Below are 18355 nucleotides of genomic sequence, written 5' to 3' on the forward strand. Positions count from 1 at the left end.
AACTACGTCAAACTAGTCTAAACTTCATTTGTCAATGGCCGTACCGCATATACCGGGTACGGTCTTGGCATACTTGGCTATAAAAGGAGAATTTGCAATGGAAAATATCACCTTTGTACTTTTTGGGGCAACAGGCGATCTGGCGAAGCGAAAAATTTTCCCGGCCTTGTTCAATCTATTTACCGATCGTAAAATGCCAAAGTCGTTTTCTGTCATTGGTCTGGGCCGCAGAGCGTTGACGGATGAACAGTTTCATGCCCAAATTAAAGATTCAATCGATACGTTTTCCAGAAATTCTGCAAATGGTCCTGCAGCATGGAATTCATTCCTGCAAGCCTTCCGTTATCAGGTGCTTGATGTAAATAACCCGGAGGATTATCAGTCGCTGCTCAAGCTTGTGAAGCAGCGGGAGCAGGAGCTAAATATCCCGGAAAACCGGATGTTTTACCTGTCCGTTGCGCCTGAGCTGTATCAGACAGTCGCTTCGGCGATCAAGGACAGCGGTCTTGGAGAAACGCAGGGCTGGAGAAGACTGATTATTGAGAAGCCATTTGGCCGGGATTTAAAATCCGCGCATGAACTAAACGATCAGCTCAGCCAGTCATTTGAGGAGCATGAGGTATACCGTATCGACCACTTCCTGGGCAAGCCGATGGTGCAAAATCTGGAGGTGCTGGAGCAGGCTAATCCGATGCTGCACGCCCTGTGGACCAACCGCCATATCTCCAATGTGCAGATTTATGCCGATGAGACTGTGGGAGTTGAGACCAGGGCGGCTTATTATGACCGCTCGGGTGCTGTCCGGGATATGTTTCAGAACCATATGCTTCAACTTCTGATGATGACAGCCATGCAATTGCCTGAGACGAGCACGCCAGAGGTAGTCCGCTTCAAGAAGCGGAAAATCATGGATGCTCTTCGTCCCCTGGATCAAAACAATTTCGCATCCAGCATCGTCCGCGGCCAATATAGAGCGGGTGAAATTGCAGGAGAGGCTGTGCCTGCTTATAACCGGGAGGATGGTGTGCCGGAGCAGTCACAAAATGACACTTTTATCGCAGCAAGGTTATGGATTGATGATTATTTCTGGAAGGGTGTTCCATTTTACATTCGTACCGGAAAAAGGTTAAAAGAGAAATCGACCCGGATTGTCATTGAATTCAAGGACCCGCTGCCGCCTAACCTGCATTTGAACCATCCACAGGACTCGTCCCTTCCGAACCTCCTGGTGCTTGATATTAGCCCGGATGAAGGGATTACGATGCATGCCAAGACGAAGGACCCGCTGATCAAGGGCCGGTTCGAGCCGATCCAGATCCGCTTCGAATCCCGCCACGACAATGTGCCGGAGGCGTATGAAAACCTGATCTTTGATGCAATTTTGGGGGATGCCACCTTCTTTGCGCATTGGGATGAAGTTAGGCTTGCGTGGGAATGGGTGCAGCCCATCCTGGACGCATACGAAACCGGGACTGTTCCGCTTCATCTGTATCCATCAGGCTCCTATGGACCTGCTGCCTCTGAAGAACTGCTCGCTCAAGATGGACACAAATGGTGGGATGACGAGTTATCCGCCGCAAATATCAAAATAAGAGAAAAGGCACATGTCTGATTCACAATTGGAAAGCTGCTCTTGCCTTTAGCGATTCCCTTGAGGTTCTGCGCTTTAAATAGATGCAAGAAAAAACACCGTTCCAGGACGGTGTTTTTTCTTTGTTCAATTATAAGAGCTCTAGATCTCATTGTTGCAGACCTCGAATGCTTCTTGAAAGTTTACACCTGATTCAAAGTTTCAAAATGGCAAGCTGCTTCTGCCTTAGGGCAGCAAAACACCCCTTTTTCCCTATAAAAACGCTGTAACGATAGAAAAAGAAACAAAATCGTAGCAGATCATACCCCAAATATCTTCGAATACATAACAAAATCACAGGAACTCAAAGTTTACTTCGGCCTTTTTGCATACTAGCATGGAGAAGTAAGCGGATACATTCCAGATTCGGAATCATTTTGATTGCGGTTTCAATTACGATCCCAAAGGCATCCGCAGTGTATGGGGCATACCCGAGGCGCCCACAACGCCAGAATTTCATGACAATTTAAAAGAAGGGGGAAGAAGTTTGCTAAAAGAACTGAACAGGCATAAGGCTCTATACGTACTGACTTTGCCTGCGATGCTGCTGCTTCTTGTATTCAGTTATTTTCCGATGGCCGGTATCATCATCGCATTCAAAGATTTTAATTTAAGCACAGGGATTTTTCAATCCTCATGGGCAAATCCGATTTATGAAAATTTTCAATACTTTTTCACCTCGTCCAGCTGGGTGCGGGTTACCCGCAATACAATTTTGCTGAATCTGCTGTTCATCGCTGTCGGCACGATCGTCAATGTAGGACTCGCAATCATGTTCAATGAAATCCGCTCCGTCTGGTTCAAGCGATTATCCCAATCGCTAACCCTGCTTCCCTATTTCATCTCCTGGATCGTAGTCGGCGTATTCGCTTATAACCTGCTGAGCTACGAGCATGGAATGGTCAATGAGACGATGGCCGGATGGGGAATGGATAAGGTGGACTGGTACTCCAAGCCGGAAGCCTGGCCGATCCTGATTGCAATTATTTTTATCTGGAAGAGTGTGGGCTATAACAGCATTATCTATCTGGCTACACTGATGGGGATAGACAATACGCTCTATGAATCCGCCCGTATTGACGGGGCAACCAAAATACAACAAATCCGTTACATTACCCTTCCGCTGCTGCGGCCAACTGTAGTTGTGCTGACGCTGCTGGCAGTCGGACATATTATGAACTCGGATTTTGGCATGTTCTACGCGCTTGTCGGGGATAATTCGCAGCTGTATTCCACCGTTGATGTCATCGACACCTTCGTGTTCCGCAGCCTTAGAGGATCTGGAGATATGGGGATGGCGGCAGCAGCGAACTTCTATCAATCGGTTCTGGCCTTTGCGCTGGTCTACTTCTGCAACCGGATCGCCCGCAAGTATGAGAGTGATTCCGCATTATTCTAAAAAACGGTAATTTGCATGGGAGGTTCAACATGAGTCGCACTCGATCTGTCAATTGGGGACAAAGCGTGCTCAATCTGATTGTCGCTCTATTCGCTTTGTTCTGCATCATTCCGTTTATCATTATTTTGTCCAGCTCCATGACCAAAGAGATGGATATTTTGACAGGCGGTTACAATCTGATTCCAAAGACGGTGGATTTTAGCGCGTATCAGTACCTGTTCCAGCGGATGAACGTTGTGCTGAACGGATACAAGGTCACGACCTTTGTCACCATTGCCGGCACCTTCGGAAGCCTGGCTGTTACGGCGATGGTTGCTTATCCGATTGCGCTGCGCAGGCTGAAATACCGCAGAGTGATTTCCGGCTATGTGCTGCTGACTTTGCTTTTCAACGGCGGGATGGTGCCCTGGTATATTATTTGCGTCAAATATTTAAACCTTCACAACAGTCTGGCTGCGTTAATATTGCCGGCACTCGTCAACGGCTTTAATGTGTTTCTGATGCGCAATTACTTCAGCACGATTCCGGAAGAGCTTCAGGAATCAGCCAAGATGGACGGAGCAGGGGAGATGAGAATTCTATGGTCCGTGGTGTTGCCGCTGTCGGCCCCTGTATTTGCATCGGTTGGACTGTTCGTTGCTTTGAGCTATTGGAATGACTGGTGGCTGGGACTGATGCTGATTGACAAGGCTGAGCTGCAGCCGCTGCAGCTTCTGCTCCGCACCATCGTGTCCAATGTAGACTATCTGGCCAATTCCAGCGTGCTTTCAACCAGCGTCGATCAGATGATGCCGCGGGAGGGGATTAAGATGGCGGCCACAATTATCACCATTGGCCCGATCATTTTTCTCTATCCGTTCCTGCAAAAATATTTTGTCAAAGGTTTGATGATGGGCGCGATCAAAGGGTAAACACTGCAAAATAATTCGTGCAAGGCTTGACCGGCCCCAGGCCGTTCATCATATACTCAAATCAAAGAGGGGGAACAACAATGGCAGCATGGAGAAAAACGTTATTGATTGGCCTGTCATTACTGCTGACTGCCGGGCTGCTTGCGGCTTGCGGAGGCAACGAGGGAAACAAAGGTAACAAAGGCAGCGCCGAAGGGGAGAAAAACGCAGGCAGCGGAGGGCTGAAGCCGGCAAAGCTGCGGTTTTATTTCCCGGGAGATAAACCGCAGGCGACGGACGAGGTGTGGCAGTATGTTGCCGATTTGACGAAGGAAAAGCTCAACGCCACGTTTGAAATCAATTACGTCAACTGGAATGATTACAAGGACAAAATGAAGCTGCTGCAAGCCTCTGGTGATAATTATGACCTGAATTTCGACGCCAACTGGCTGGATTTCCCGAACGCCATGAACCGCGGAGGCTATCTTGACCTGACAGACTTGCTTCCGGAGTATGCGCCAAAGCTTAGCGAGTATTATGAGAAGGAGGGGCTGCTTGATCCAATCAAAATCAAAGGCCGGGTTTATGCAGCTCCTTGGACAGTGAAGAAAAGCATTAAGCCGATTGTCTGGTACCGCGGCGATCTGGCTGCCAAGGGAGGCTATACCAAGGATAAGATCACGACAGTAGAGGAATTGGATGAATATCTCCATGCGGTCAAGAAGGCATCTCCGCAAATTCTTCCGATTTCCTGGCGTCCGGACAGCTGGTTCAGCGATGTCGCCCAGGTATTCCTGCAAAAATATGAGTATGAAAATCTGAACTTCTCAGGTCTCGTCGTCAAAATCGATGATCCGAACCATACGGTCATTCCTTGGGAGCAGACCGAGGCATTCAAGGAGTATGTCACCTATGTGAAGAAGTGGAATGAAAACGGACTGATTCCAAAAAATCTGCTTGCCACCAAAGGAAACGAGGCGGACTTCAGCGCAGGAACGCTTGGCTCAGCCATCAACCAGATTGACGGCGGCATTCTGGAAAATCCGCATCCGTTCAAGCCTTCTGTCGAAGCGGAGGGAGCTGTCAAAACATGGTCTGAATTTTATCCGGATAAAAAGTGGGTCATTGCTTCACCGCTGGATAACGTCGTTGGGATAAACAAAAACGCTGCCAACCCGGAACGCGCCCTGATGTTCCTGGAGGAGCTGACCACCAACCAGAAGGTGTATGATGCAGTCATTTACGGGATTGTAGATAAAACCTACAAACTGGACAATAACAAGGTATCCTACATGCCGGGGCAAGGAAATGGACAGCCGACCAACTACCTGGATTGGCCGGGCCAGTGGGGCTTCTGGCGCAAGGAATTCCAAAAGTATGACGATCAGCATACAGAAAAATATTACGCCACCTACGACGCGTTTATTAACCGTCCAAATCAGATTACTTCTACCGTCGGCTACTTTGTTCCCGACCAGAGCGGGTTCAAAACAGAAGCAGCCAAACGGGAACAGCTGCGCAGCGAAATGGGCATATTGCTTATGTGCGGGATTAACGTCAAGGACGTAGATCAGGATGTAGCCAATTTCATTGCGAAGGAGAAAGATGCCGGAACGGATAAAATTGTAGCGGACGTACAGCAGCAGCTGAATGAGTTCCTGGCCAACCGTTAAGCCTGTTCCAGTGATGAAAGTCAGAAAGTTGATCACGAATGGAAGCGTTTCATTGCCATTCGTGATCTTTTTCCATTAAAATAAAAGTACGCATATATTTGGATCAAAGACCGCCATGCCGCTATGCAAAGATTCGGGTGCTGCAAGGACGGCGGAAGCGGTGTGCACAACGGCTTCTATTTTTAACTGAAACGGTGGTGTGCTTATTAGAGATGGTATAGCCGTTTACGCTTATACCGTTAACTGGTGTTGTAAGCGCTTAATAGATAGAGGGGGATGCAGTTGAAAATCAGGCTAAAACGGGACTCCTTATTTATTCGGATTGTTCTGTCCTTTACGGCGCTTGTGATGGTCCTCGCTGTCACGATGACTCTTTTTTTCTCCAATATGTATTCCGCAACACTTTATGAGCAGGTATCGCGGGAACAAATCAAGGGACTTGAAACACTGAGCGGGAATATCGATAATCTGTTTAAAGAGATGGACCAGATTTTTTTGCACCTTGAAGTCAACGACGACGTTCATTTCTTTCTGGCCTCCAATATCAGCGATCCCTTGACGAGCAACCGTGCGCGGATTCAGATCCGCAATATCCGGCAGATCAACCCTTATATTCACTCCATTTTCGTCTACAATTCAGGCTCGGGTGAATACATTTCCGAAGGGGAGCCCGGCTTTGACGGGGACGGCTTTATTCAGCAGGACGAGACCTTTCATAAAAGCGCAGAAGGGAACCGGGCCATCTATCTGACCGAATTGAAGCCTACGGGAAGCTCCCCTAATTTTCTGACGAACCGGACGATGGACTATGTCATCAGTATGGAGTATACGAACCGTACGTTAAACGGGGAGCAGCATTCGGTCGTCATTAATCTGGATGAGGATTTATTTGTGCGGGACTATTTGCAAAAATCGGGTGATGAGCTGTTAATCGCTGACAGCAGCGGAACCCTTCTGGCCCATACCGACATGACCCAGGTCGGCAAACAGCTTTCTGACGCAAACTATTTTAGCCGGATACAGGATCAGGGAGCAGGCAGCGGAGAAGTCGCCTTTGATGCACAGGGCGAGGGACAGCGCTCGCTTGTCACTTACGTGACCAACCAGTCAAGCGGCTGGTACATTCTTAGCCACAGTCCTTACAAGGAGATCATCAAGCCCATTCATGACAAAAGAAATCATCTGCTTGCCGTCTGCCTGTCTATTCTCGTGATGTGTCTCATAGCTATTTTCCTGATCTCCAAGCGGCTCTACAATCCGGTTCAGAAACTGATGGACCTGTTCAAGCGCTCCCAGTTCAATGTGTCAGGCGCATATTCGGGCGATTTGTCCCTGATTCGCTCTGTCTACACCGACACGCTGCAAAGGCTGCACTCCCTTGAGGATGAGAACCGCGGTCATCTGCAGGTAGTGAAGGAGAGCTTCCTCCGGCGTTTGCTGACGGCATCAGGAGCTGACAGGCCGGGTTTGATTGAGCTGGGCAGCCATACTCTGAATATCTCTCCAGAGCATTACAGGCTATGTGTATTTAAAATTGACGGGTTCTCCCGGCTGGACAGCAAGGAGATGACGCTTTACGAGTCTGCACTGGTTATGAGCATTATGCATCAGCTTGAAGGCAAATTCAGCTATGAAGCGGTTCAGATGCCCAAGGGTGAGGTTGCGGTGATGATCAATGATGCAGCCGTATCACTCGAAACCGGGGAGCAGGAGGAATATGCATTTTGCCATTTGACGCAAACGCTGGGAGAAATTCAGCAATCCGTCACCGCCGGTTACGCATTTAGCGTCAGTGTGGGAATCAGTGAGCCGGTTGCTGATCTGGGAGATTGTGCTCAAGGCTATAACGAGGCGCTGGATATGCTCAGGCAACGGTTTGTGCTGGGCTACAGCCGGATTATTCACCGGGGATATGTGGAGCAGGCCTTGACGCGCAGCTACGGTCTTGCGCCGGAGCTTGAGAAGAAGCTGACCGCTGCCATCAAGCAGAACGACAGGGAGGTTTTCAAGGCCGGGCTTGATCATGCCGTGAATGTCTTGAAAGGTTATGTCTATGCCGATGCAGTTCAGGGGCTTTTCCAGCTGGTGCTGGTCTGTATCACCCATATGAACCATATGATTAACGACGAGAACAAGCGTCTTGGCGTTCCCTATGGCGAATTGAATCTTATTTTTACCGAGCTGGAGACTTTGGAGCAGGGCTCTGACTGGCTGATCCGGCAATTTGATGCCTATCTCAGCAGTCTGGAGAGCATCAAGCAGCTGAGGGAGCATAAATTTTACCGCAAGATCGAAGAAATCATGCATTATATACAAGAAAATTATGCGGACAGCAGCCTCAGTGTGGAAGCGCTTGCCGAAGCAGCAGGCTATACACCCAATTATTTTTCAAAATTATTCAAGGAAGTAACCGGGATCAACTCCGGCGAGTTTATCCGCAAGGTTCGCATGGAAAAAGCGAAGGAACTTTTAAAAAATGAGGAATACCGGGTCAGTGAGGTAGCAGAGATGTGCGGTTACCCGAACAGCAGCTATTTCTATTCCGCTTTTAAAAAGGATGTCGGCTTGACGCCTTCCAGCTACCGGGAGCTGTCCCTCTCGGAGAAGGAGTCTGACCGAGGGTGGATTTAGGCGTAGTGAATAGATAAGCGTATCTTGAAGTTGAAGCCACATATAAATTTTGCATTTTATTTGAGCGCATTCCACTCGGTTTATCATGGATAACTGGCAGTGAGCAGAAAACAAAAAACAGATAACTCATATGAAAGGAGATTTACACATGACACAAATTATTGAAAGTCAGACAAGCCCTCATTCAAAGCTTTGGTATATCAAACCGGCAGACAATTGGAACGAGGCGCTTCCTGTGGGCAACGGACGGCTGGGAGCAATGATATTCGGAGGTCCATCAGAGGAACGGCTGACTCTGAATGAAGACAGCTTGTGGTATGGAGGACCGAGGGACCGCATCAATCCGGATGCGCGGGCGAATCTGGATACCATTAAAAATCTGCTGCTGACAGGCAAAGTGCAGGAAGCACAGCAATTATCAGTAATGGCGTTGTCTGGCGTACCTGAGACCCAGCGCCATTACGTACCGCTTGGAGAGTTGTCTTTATCCTTTCATAACCAAGGAGCTGTGCAGGATTATACCCGTGAGCTGGATTTGAGTACAGGTATCGCTTCCGTCTGTTATCAGTCTGATGGAGTCAGCTATACCAGGGAAGTCTTTACCAGCTATCCGGATCAGACACTTGTCCTTAGGCTGGTTGCGGACAAACCGGGGGCGATCAGCTTTACAGCACGGATGAGACGCGGGACGAATAACCGCTATTACGATGAAATGGCGCAAGCTGATGACCGGACATTAGTCATGAGAGGCAATGGCGGCGGGGGAGGCGGCGTAGATTTCCGCATGGCGCTGCGGGTATGTGCAGAGGGAGGTCAAAGCTCGCTGATCGGAGAGCATATGATTGTGGAGCAGGCCGATAGTGTGACACTGCTGTTAACAGCGGCAACCACTTTCCGGGCACAAGATCCTGAAGCGGAAGCGCTGCGGCTGTTGAATCAGGCCGAGTTGCTTGTTTACGAGAAATTAAAGAATCGGCATATCGCAGATATTCAGCCGCTGATGGAGCGTGTATCGGTCAGGCTGGGGGCAAGGGATGAAGCGCTGGAAAGCTTGCCAACGAATGAGCGGCTGGAGCGGGTTCAGCAAGGAGCAACCGATCTGGGTCTGATCGCTTTATACTACCAGTTCGGACGCTACCTGCTCGTCTCCTCCAGCCGGCAGGGATCGATGGCGGCCAATCTTCAGGGAATTTGGAATGATCAGCTTCTTCCGCCATGGGACAGCAAATATACGATTAATATCAACATCCAAATGAATTACTGGCTGGCGGAAGCCGGAAATTTGGCAGAATGCCATGAGCCTTTATTCGATTTAATCGGACGCATGCAGCAATCAGGGAGGATAACTGCACGGGAAATGTACGGCTGCCGGGGCTTTATGGCTCATCATAATACGGATTTATGGGCGGACACTGCGCCTCAGGATCATTACATCCCGGCTACATACTGGCCAATGGGGGCTGCGTGGCTCTGTCTTCATTTGTGGGAGCATTACGAGTACGGGAAAAATCGTGAATTTTTGGCGGGGGCGTATCCTTTGCTGCGTGAAGCGGCACAATTTTTCGATGATTTCCTCACCGAACTTCCTGACGGGAGAATGGTCACCGTTCCTTCCGTCTCACCGGAAAATACATATCTGCTGCCGGATGGTACACCTGGCATAATGTGCGCGGGACCATCCATGGACAGCCAAATTTTGCATGAGTTATTCTGTGCATGCATCCAGGCAGCGGCTGAACTGGGGATCGACGATGATTTCACCCGCCGTTTATCTGAGCTGTTGGAGCGGTTGCCGCAGCCGGAAATCGGCAGATACGGCCAGATCCAGGAGTGGCTGGAGGATTACGAGGAGGCGGAGGAAGGCCACAGGCATATCTCGCATCTGTTTGCCCTGCACCCGGGCACGCGCTTTACGGCCCGGGGCACACCGGACTGGGCGCAGGCGTCACGGATTACACTGGAGCGCAGACTAGCCCATGGCGGCGGACATACGGGTTGGAGCCGGGCCTGGATTATTAACCTGTGGGCGAGACTGGAGGATGGCGTGAAGGCCGGGGAGAATGTTCAGGCGCTGCTGGCGCATTCCACACTGCCCAACTTGCTTGATAATCACCCGCCGTTCCAGATTGACGGCAACTTCGGCGGCGCGGCGGGCATAGCCGAGATGCTGCTGCAAAGCCATGCGGGCGAGCTTCATTTGCTTCCTGCCCTTCCGCCGGGCTGGGCCGAGGGAGAGATCAGGGGCCTTCGAGCCAGAGGCGGGTATGAAGTGAATCTCCACTGGAGCAACCAATCACTGGTTGAGGCAGAAATCCTTCCATTCTTTAATGGCACTTGCAGCGTGAGAACTGCTGTCCCGGCCCAAGTATTGGCGGATGGGGAAATAGTGGAGCACAAGGCGGACGCCTCCGGGCTGCTGCAATGGGAGGCCGTGGCCGGCACCGTATATGTCATTCGGCCTAAGGGGAATTAACCATGGGAACAATATTCCCGAGTAACATTATATAAGTTGAACGAATGAATGTCGCGTAGGGCCGCCGTGTGATGTCGATCGCTGTTGTTCCCGGATTTCTTGAATGAACGACAGGTAAGGGGGAATCGGGGGACAAATGCGAACGCTTCGCTTCTCCTGAATCCTTTCACACTCTGGCTATTGATGTTTATTTCTTTTGTTCAACTTACAAGCTATTGTCTATATAAACAATAATTAATATCAACCTGACCCCATAATGTGAAACAAATCAAAACACCTGCAAGAAAATGTGAACATGTCGTAAGATATGGATACAACCTTGGAGGTGTTTTTGCGTTGTCAACGAGAGTAAGCTAATGTATCGAAAAGAAAAATAGACCGCACTAAGGTAACGGTCAATAAGTGTCGTAATCATGCATTTGTACTTACGAGCATTTAACGGCTTAAATATAGACTAAAGTCTTAATCAAATCGTACAATGTGGGACTATCACTCCGTCTCTTTAGAAATCAAAAATTTAAACTAGTAGGTTGATCTTAATTAAATGATCTATATTTACTATTTTGTGGTTTTAATGTTTAAAATATCAAATAGAGAGTGGTAGACTTTATTTGTTCCTTTTTTTGTAAAGTATCACATAAACGATATAGGCTAGTATGATGATGCATATGAATGGCCAAACGAAAGAAAAAAACTCACGTATTATTCACCTTCTTTCAGCAACTTCATTTAGGAGTTATTGATATATTAAATCATAATTTAGGAAAGAGATCAAAAATTGAAAATGAACTCAAGGTTGTTTATGTTGTTGAGTTTAGTTGTTGTGCTTATGCTACCAGGTCAAGCCTTCGCTCAAAGTAGCAATACCCAGGATGCAAAGGCATTGCTAAATGAAAATTCGATTAACCAGTATGAGGGACAGTTTGATTCGTATAAAGACGTCTCTGAATACCTCGGTATGGAAGTGAAAGAAGCTGAGTTTTCTCCAGAAGACGAAGTAATCGTTGTCTCTAACCTAGAGGAACTGGCTGCAATTTTGGCAAATGCAAAGGAGAATGCAAACTTTTATAGATTAAGGACCAATGATAATTTACAGGCAGCAGGGGATTAAGAAGAGTTTAGGTAACCGAATAGGTAATGAATTCAGCTTATGTTATATCTTCAAAAAACACGCCAGCCGCTTTAGTTTATAGCGGCTGGCGTGTTTTATCCTTTTTTTAAAATATCATTGCTAAAAACGGCTCAAGTAGCTGGCGGAGAGATGAAGGGTTTCTGGAGAAACGAAGTGTTTTCCTTTAAAGACCGGTTTCTAACCTTCAAAATAATATTCGAAGAAACCGGTCTTTAACAGAAATCGGAAGAAACCCTTCATCTCGCAGCTCCACGCAGTTATCTCCCGGGATTCGCCTAAGCCTTTTTAGCAAGGCCCCGTCGATGCCCGCGGCACCAGCTCCACCGGAATCGTCCGGACTACCGGCTTGTTATCCGGCTCCAGTATTAATCCGGCAATCGCTTCGCCGATGGCAGGGAAATTCTGATCCACCGTAGTAATCTGCGCATTTCCTGTAACCGACCACTCGATGTTGTCAAATCCGGTTATATTCATCTGCCCGGGTACCTGGATCGACAGGCTGAGGCAGCACATATGCACATGGAAGGCTACCTCGTCATTCTCACACTCAATTGCCGTTACTCCCGATCGGAACAGGCTGTTAATAATGTGCTTGAGCATGTGATAATCCGTGCTTACGTTTACCTTCACTTGTTCGGATTCAACGGCCAGTCCGTTATCCTCCATGCATTGTATAAATCCCTTGAAGCGGCCGGACAAGCTGCTTCGTTCTTCTGGAGAGCTTCGCGACAGATAAGCTATTTTGCGGTGGCCGTATCCGATCAGGTGGCTGGTCAACATGTAGCTGCCGCCGTAATTATCACAGACCACACTGCTTAAATAGTTGATGTCATGCGGCTTGTCAAGAATAATTACCCTTCTGCCGCTGTCTGTGAACAGCTTCAAAATATCGGCATGAAGCTCCTTGCCCGCCGGATAGAAAATCAGGCCGCCAGTTTGCTGCGTGTAGAGATGCAGCAGCAGATTGCGCTCCTTGTCCGGTTCATGCTCGCAAATATGGATCGCCAAATGATAGCCGTGCGAGGCCAACTGTCTCGTTGCCGCCTCAACAGTGCGCATCATGCCGCCTTGCGTAACGGCGAACGGCAACACCACAGAAATGGTTTTGCTGTCGAGTGATTCTGTAAAAGTTTTGGGAAGAAGATCAGGCTCATGTTCAACGGCAGCAGGATTACGCCGCACAAAGCTGCCGACTCCGCGCTTGCGGTACAGAACGCCTTCTTTCTCCAGATCATCGATCGCCCGTTTGGAGGTTATACGGCTGACCCGATACTGCTCGGACAGGCTCTTTTCCGTACAGATTGGCTCATCGTAGCTGAATTGCTGCTTTTCAATGCGTGAGCGGATATCCTCTTTTATGATTTGATATAACATTTTAGACGGGTCTTTCGGCATAATCGTTCTCCGGTTTCGTTTTATGTCATAGTGTATCAAACCTGCCGCATAAGTCAATGCGCCGCAAAGCGATTCAGAGCTTCAAGCGAATTTCCCAAGATGGAGGCAATCAGCCAATTTTAACAGGGAACCGTATCAGGGCTGTGTATTCGCCTCCCCAGTATACCGTCTGAGTGGCTGTTGTCGTCTCGCTGTGCTCTGCCCAGTTGCCAGGCAGATTAGGGTGCACATGATAGGCCGGGAAGTTGGAAGATGAAATATCCAGACGGATACGGGAGCCCTGCCGGATCGTCTAGACGGTCGGCCACAGCTTTAAATCAAGCTCTGTCAGAGAACCAGGCGTATAGGAGAGAGCAGAAGGAGAACCGTTGCGATAAGCAAGTGATGTAATTCCGTCAGCAATATTATACGTCTCGCCGCCAGGCAGCACCTCGCTGATTTTGACTGTAAAGGCCGTATCCTCCGCAGTCGAGCTGACCGTAAGACCAGCTTCAATCGAACCGGCGATCTGAAGGTCATTCCCGATTTCCCCGGATAAGAAACTTAGCACATCCTGTCGGTAACCCGGTTCCGGCTGCAGAACACAGGCCGTACGCGGATCTGTGGACGCATTCCCGAATACTGACAATAAGCCGCTGCCGCCTGCCGTTATGACCGGGTCGAGCGGATCATAGATATAGGAGGCGCTGGATTGTTGTTCGTCTGCCTGTGTGCTTAACCTGCTGCTGCCATGAAGGTTATAGGTCTGCCATTGCTGTTCCGGCGGCCAGGAAGCCCACTCCTGCCAGCGGTCTTCTCCGATGACATAGGTTTTGACAATGCCGAGTGTATTCTCGCAGGGCATTTGCTTCAGCATATAATCGAACCACGCCAGAATCTCTCTTGTGCCTCCATTGCCGCCCTGCATCGTTCCGCCGGGGAAGCTGCGGTCGCCATGCGGGGTAAGGGAATGCACCCAGGGCCCGACAATGAAGCGGCTGCGCTCCCGGATTTCGGGGCGAAGCTTCTCATAAGCGGCAAACATGCTGTCGATGGCAATATCAAACCAGCCGCCGACCATGCATACCGGTATATTCACTCGTTCCGGCATACTGCTGAGCCGCTCCCAAAGCCCTTCCTGCCATAGCGGATCGCCAGCCCCCGGACTTTGCAAAAAGATGCGGTACCAATCCAGCTTTTTGCCAAGCAAGCTTTCATCCATGCTGATCGGCGGGCGGAAGCTGCGTGCTTTCTCCTCGACATCCTTCGGATTGCGTCCTCCTAAATCTGTTGATGAATTGGTGACCACCCACCCGGTGTAGATATCCGGCCGGAACATGCCGTCCATATACATAAAACGGTACTGCTCGGTGCCAAGTACAGACAAATATAAGGTCTTGACCTGGGGCGGCAGGCTGTCGGCCATTACCCACTGGTTAAAGGTCAAATAAGACCCGCCGAGCAGGCCAATATTCCCGTCACACCATGGGCTTGCGATAATCCAGTCCAGCGTATCCAGCCCGTCCTGCCTTTCATGGATGAAAGGTACCCATACTCCCTCTGAAGCTCCGCGTCCTCTGCATTCCTGAATGACGACCGCATATCCGTATTCGGCAAACAGAACAACCTCCGGGTCAGGATTGAACCCCTCATCCACATAAGGATTCCGTACCAGTATGACAGGCCAGGGGCCATCGCCCTCCGGCAGCCATAAGTGTGTCATCAGGTGCATGCCATCCTTCATCCGAACCCGGATATCCTGGCGTTCTCCTTTCACTGATCGTACATCTGGAAGTTCGTTTACAAACGTATCCGACATGCTTAGTGCCTCCCGTATCCTAATTATGAAAACTATATTTAACACAATAGCATAGAAAAAACATACCAAACTAATTTTTATTATATCAAACAAAAAAGGTGTTGCAATTTGTATCATACAAATGAATAATGTAAATATACCAAATAAATCAATCATCTACTCCATACCAAACTATATTTCAGGAGGCGCAAAATGCTGAATACCAAACAAATTGATCGCATGCTTTCCAAGCTGCAGCGCTTTGAGACGACATTGGAACCGCTGATGTTCCAGAAGATCGGCGAGGTCACCATGGGCAAGTTCCATACGGACCAGCAATTTCATACTATCCCGGAGGACAGCAAGTTCGAGCCTTGCGAGTCTGGTGACAGATACAAGGGAGAAGGCACGTACTGCTGGTTCAAGGGCAGCTATAACGTACCGCCGCAATATGATGGCAAATCCCTTTACATCATGCCGCATATCGGGGGCTACGAGGCAATGCTGTGGGTGAATGGCAAGCCATTCGGAACGTTTTGCAGCAAGATTGTTGTTACCGGACACGGCAATCACTATTGTGACCTGCTTAAGCAGGATACTGCAGCAGGCGAGCAGATCGAGATTGCGCTGGAATATTATGCCGGTCATTATGTAAAGGGCTGTATGCCGTTCGAAGAACTTGGCATGCGCAGCTTCGATTATGAATACAGCGGTGTGGACATTTGCCTGATGAATGAAGAAGTATCTGATTTTCTGTTTGATCTGAAAACACTGAACCAGATGGTTTCATCATTGGATGCTAACAGCTTCCGCCGCGCCAACATTGTGAATGCGCTTGCAGAAGTCCATAAGCTATTATATTACTCCTTCGAGGCTGTAGACTCAGAGCCGTTCTATGCCGCGCTGCGAGAGGCTTCTCCCGTATTGAAAGAAGTGCTGAAGCCTGTCAATTCCGCCTCGGCACCATTTGCCGGATTGATCGGACATTCCCACATGGATACCGTCTGGCTGTGGCATCGCGATGAGACAATCAAAAAATGCGCGCGTACGTATTCGAACCAGATGAGTCTGATGCAGCGTTATCCCGAGTACAAATTCGTTCAGAGCTCCTCTTATCATACCGAAATGATCCGCAAGCATTACCCGGATCTGTTCGAGGACATTCGCCAGAAGGTTGCGGAAGGCCGATATGAGCCGAACGGTGGGGTATGGGTGGAGTGCGATTGCAACTTGACGGGCGGCGAATCGATTATCCGCCAATTTTTATGGGGGCAGCGATATACAAGAGAGCACTTCAACTATACGTCCAACGCCTTCTGGCTTCCGGATACATTCGGCTACAGCGCAGCCATTCCGCAAATTATGAAAGGCTGCGGCGTTGATTACTTCCTGACGACAAAGCTCAGTTGGAATGATACAACCCGCTTCCCTTATGAAACCTTCTACTGGAAGGGCATTGACGGTACGGAGGTGCTGACCCACTTCAACCGGACGCATATCTGGCCGGATGCAGAAAGCCTGATCGATTTTGTTGTCGACGGAAAGAAGCACAGTGACCCGATTCGTGAGAAAACGGTCAATAATATGCGATTGCTTTCTTACGGCTTTGGCGACGGCGGCGGCGGACCGCAATTTGAAATGATTGAAATGACACGACGGGTCCAAGATCTTGAAGGTGTTCCTCGTTCCGCTCACGTTACTGTCAGCGAGTTTATGCAGGAGCTGGAGCGGACGATCGTTAATCCTTCTACACATACAGGAGAGCTGTACTTGCAGTTGCACCGCGGGACGCTTACGAACCAGCATAATATCAAGCGGAACAATCGCAAGGCCGAGTATCTCCTGCGTGATCTGGAATATGTGACTGTACAGGAAGCGGTAAAAGCCGGGCGCATCGTTTCGGATGAGGGTATCCGTCCACTGATGGAAATATTGCTGGTTAACCAATTCCATGACACCTTGCCGGGAACAAGCATTCCAAGGGCTCACGATCAGACACATGAAGAGATGGCCGAACTGTTCGAGAGAGGCAACCAGCTTCTGCATGAACGGGTATCTGTACAGCCTGCCCAGAAGACCGTTTCTGTTATCAATACACTGTCGTTTGACCGCAAGGATGTTGTCTATTTGGATGCAGACGGGGACCGGAAGGTCGAGGGTGCCTATGCACAGCAGTTGTTTGAGGATCTGCACGGCAACCGGAAGCTGGCAATCGCGGGGCTTGCCATTCCGGCATTCGGATCGGTATCCTTGAAGCTGGCAGACGGCGCACCGGAAGGAACCTCTCCATTCATCTATAATGAAGATGCGCTGGAGACTCCGTTTGCTTCCATCAAATTTGATTCTCTGGGCTATATGTCTTCTTTTATTGATAAGCGCAACGGCCGGGAGCTGCGTGGCAGCGGCCTGCCGCTCAATACATTCCTGATGGCAGAGGATGTGCCGAGCGCCTGGGACAGCTGGGATATTGATGCGGACATTGAGCTTAAACTGGCGCCTGCGGGCGAACTGCTCAGCCGTCAGGTAGCGGGTAATGGTGCGGCCGAGTTTCGTCTGCGCAGCGAGTACCGGGTATCTCCGCTGTCTACAGTGAAGCAGGATATGATCTTCTATGCTGACAGTCCTGAAGTACGGTTCGAGACGCTGATGGACTGGCAGGATGACCACCGTCTGCTCAAAACAGCCTTCAGCACGTCGATCCACACCGGCTTTGTGCGCCAGGAGGTGCAGTTCGGATACTTGTGCCGTCCGACGACACGCAACACAGACGAAGAGAAGGCAATGTTCGAGGTGCTGAACCATAAGTACAGCGATCTGTCGGAGAACCGCTATGGCGTAGCATTGCTGAACGATTGCAAATACGGCATTTCCGTAGAAGGCGGAGAGATGCGCCTGACGCTCCATAAGGGCGGGGTACGTCCGGATTATCGTGGAGACAAGGGGCTGCATGAGTGCACATATTCCTTTTATCCGCATGATGAAGGCTTCGGCGCGGCTTCCGTTATTCACCCTGCGTACGAGCTGAACTGCCAGCCGCTGATTGTAGAGGGAGACTATGAGGTCAATCCGCTTGCTCTTGTAGACGCGGACAATATTATTATTGAGACCATCAAGCCTTGTGAAGATGCGGAGCGTGCGTTCATTGTCAGGCTGTACGAAGCAGAGGGAACATACACGCGCACGAAGCTGCGTTTGGGCAACGGAACACAGGCGGGCCACATCACCAATATGCTGGAGGAGCCGCTGGAGGAGCTTGGGGGGCAAGATGAAGCTGAGCTTGCCTTCCGTCCCTTCGAAATCAAGACGATTAAAGTCACTTACTAAAGATTTGGCTAATAGCCGTGAATTCCCTTGT

The 18355-nt window shown here is 49.5% G+C and carries 9 protein-coding genes and 1 pseudogene; 8 read left to right on the forward strand and 2 right to left on the reverse strand.

Annotation, left to right across the window (positions count from 1 at the left end; all coding sequences use genetic code 11):
- Positions 1 to 97 precede the first annotated feature (97 nt).
- The 7 genes from zwf to H583_RS0107670 all read left to right on the forward strand — a co-directional run bounded on the left by zwf (position 98) and on the right by H583_RS0107670 (position 11807).
- On the forward strand, positions 98 to 1612 hold the full coding sequence (gene zwf / locus H583_RS0107640; protein WP_028559952.1) for a glucose-6-phosphate dehydrogenase: 1515 nt from the start codon (positions 98 to 100) through the stop codon (positions 1610 to 1612).
- Between the two features lie 505 nt (positions 1613 to 2117).
- Positions 2118 to 3029, forward strand: coding sequence for an ABC transporter permease (locus H583_RS0107645; RefSeq protein WP_028559953.1), 912 nt, complete (start codon positions 2118 to 2120; stop codon positions 3027 to 3029).
- Between the two features lie 29 nt (positions 3030 to 3058).
- Positions 3059 to 3940 carry a carbohydrate ABC transporter permease gene (locus H583_RS0107650; protein WP_028559954.1) on the forward strand — a complete coding sequence of 294 codons (882 nt, stop codon included), beginning with the start codon at positions 3059 to 3061 and terminating at the stop codon, positions 3938 to 3940.
- An 80-nt stretch (positions 3941 to 4020) separates the two neighbouring features.
- Entirely contained in the window at positions 4021 to 5592 is a 1572-nt protein-coding gene (locus H583_RS0107655) for an extracellular solute-binding protein (RefSeq protein WP_028559955.1), read from the forward strand.
- A 282-nt stretch (positions 5593 to 5874) separates the two neighbouring features.
- Complete coding sequence (locus tag H583_RS0107660) at positions 5875 to 8223, forward strand: AraC family transcriptional regulator (RefSeq protein WP_028559956.1); 2349 nt, start codon at positions 5875 to 5877, stop codon at positions 8221 to 8223.
- A 148-nt stretch (positions 8224 to 8371) separates the two neighbouring features.
- Positions 8372 to 10696: a glycoside hydrolase family 95 protein gene (locus H583_RS32220; RefSeq protein ID WP_051236149.1), complete on the forward strand. Its 2325-nt coding sequence runs from the start codon at positions 8372 to 8374 to the stop codon at positions 10694 to 10696.
- Between the two features lie 778 nt (positions 10697 to 11474).
- Entirely contained in the window at positions 11475 to 11807 is a 333-nt protein-coding gene (locus H583_RS0107670; RefSeq protein ID WP_028559957.1) for a hypothetical protein, read from the forward strand.
- Between the two features lie 306 nt (positions 11808 to 12113).
- On the opposite strand, the gene H583_RS0107675 is transcribed toward H583_RS0107670, so the two are convergent.
- On the reverse strand, positions 12114 to 13223 hold the full coding sequence (locus H583_RS0107675) for a substrate-binding domain-containing protein (RefSeq protein ID WP_028559958.1): 1110 nt from the start codon (positions 13221 to 13223) through the stop codon (positions 12114 to 12116).
- Between the two features lie 109 nt (positions 13224 to 13332).
- Positions 13333 to 15177, reverse strand: a pseudogene (locus H583_RS32225) (CocE/NonD family hydrolase).
- 36 nt (positions 15178 to 15213) lie between these two features.
- Here H583_RS32225 and H583_RS0107685 point away from each other — a divergent pair.
- Positions 15214 to 18324, forward strand: coding sequence for an alpha-mannosidase (locus H583_RS0107685; protein ID WP_028559959.1), 3111 nt, complete (start codon positions 15214 to 15216; stop codon positions 18322 to 18324).
- Positions 18325 to 18355 lie beyond the last annotated feature (31 nt).

This window comes from Paenibacillus pinihumi DSM 23905 = JCM 16419 (assembly GCF_000422505.1).
GTDB lineage: Bacteria > Bacillota > Bacilli > Paenibacillales > Paenibacillaceae > Paenibacillus_D > Paenibacillus_D pinihumi.

Coding starts and splice junctions, on each gene's coding strand:
- zwf (WP_028559952.1), top strand. CDS start 98: ATGGAAAATATCACCTTTGTACTTTTTGGGGCAACAGGCGATCTGGCG.
- H583_RS0107650 (WP_028559954.1), top strand. CDS start 3,059: ATGAGTCGCACTCGATCTGTCAATTGGGGACAAAGCGTGCTCAATCTG.
- H583_RS0107655 (WP_028559955.1), top strand. CDS start 4,021: ATGGCAGCATGGAGAAAAACGTTATTGATTGGCCTGTCATTACTGCTG.
- H583_RS32220 (WP_051236149.1), top strand. CDS start 8,372: ATGACACAAATTATTGAAAGTCAGACAAGCCCTCATTCAAAGCTTTGG.
- H583_RS0107675 (WP_028559958.1), bottom strand. CDS start 13,223: ATGCCGAAAGACCCGTCTAAAATGTTATATCAAATCATAAAAGAGGAT.
- H583_RS0107685 (WP_028559959.1), top strand. CDS start 15,214: ATGCTGAATACCAAACAAATTGATCGCATGCTTTCCAAGCTGCAGCGC.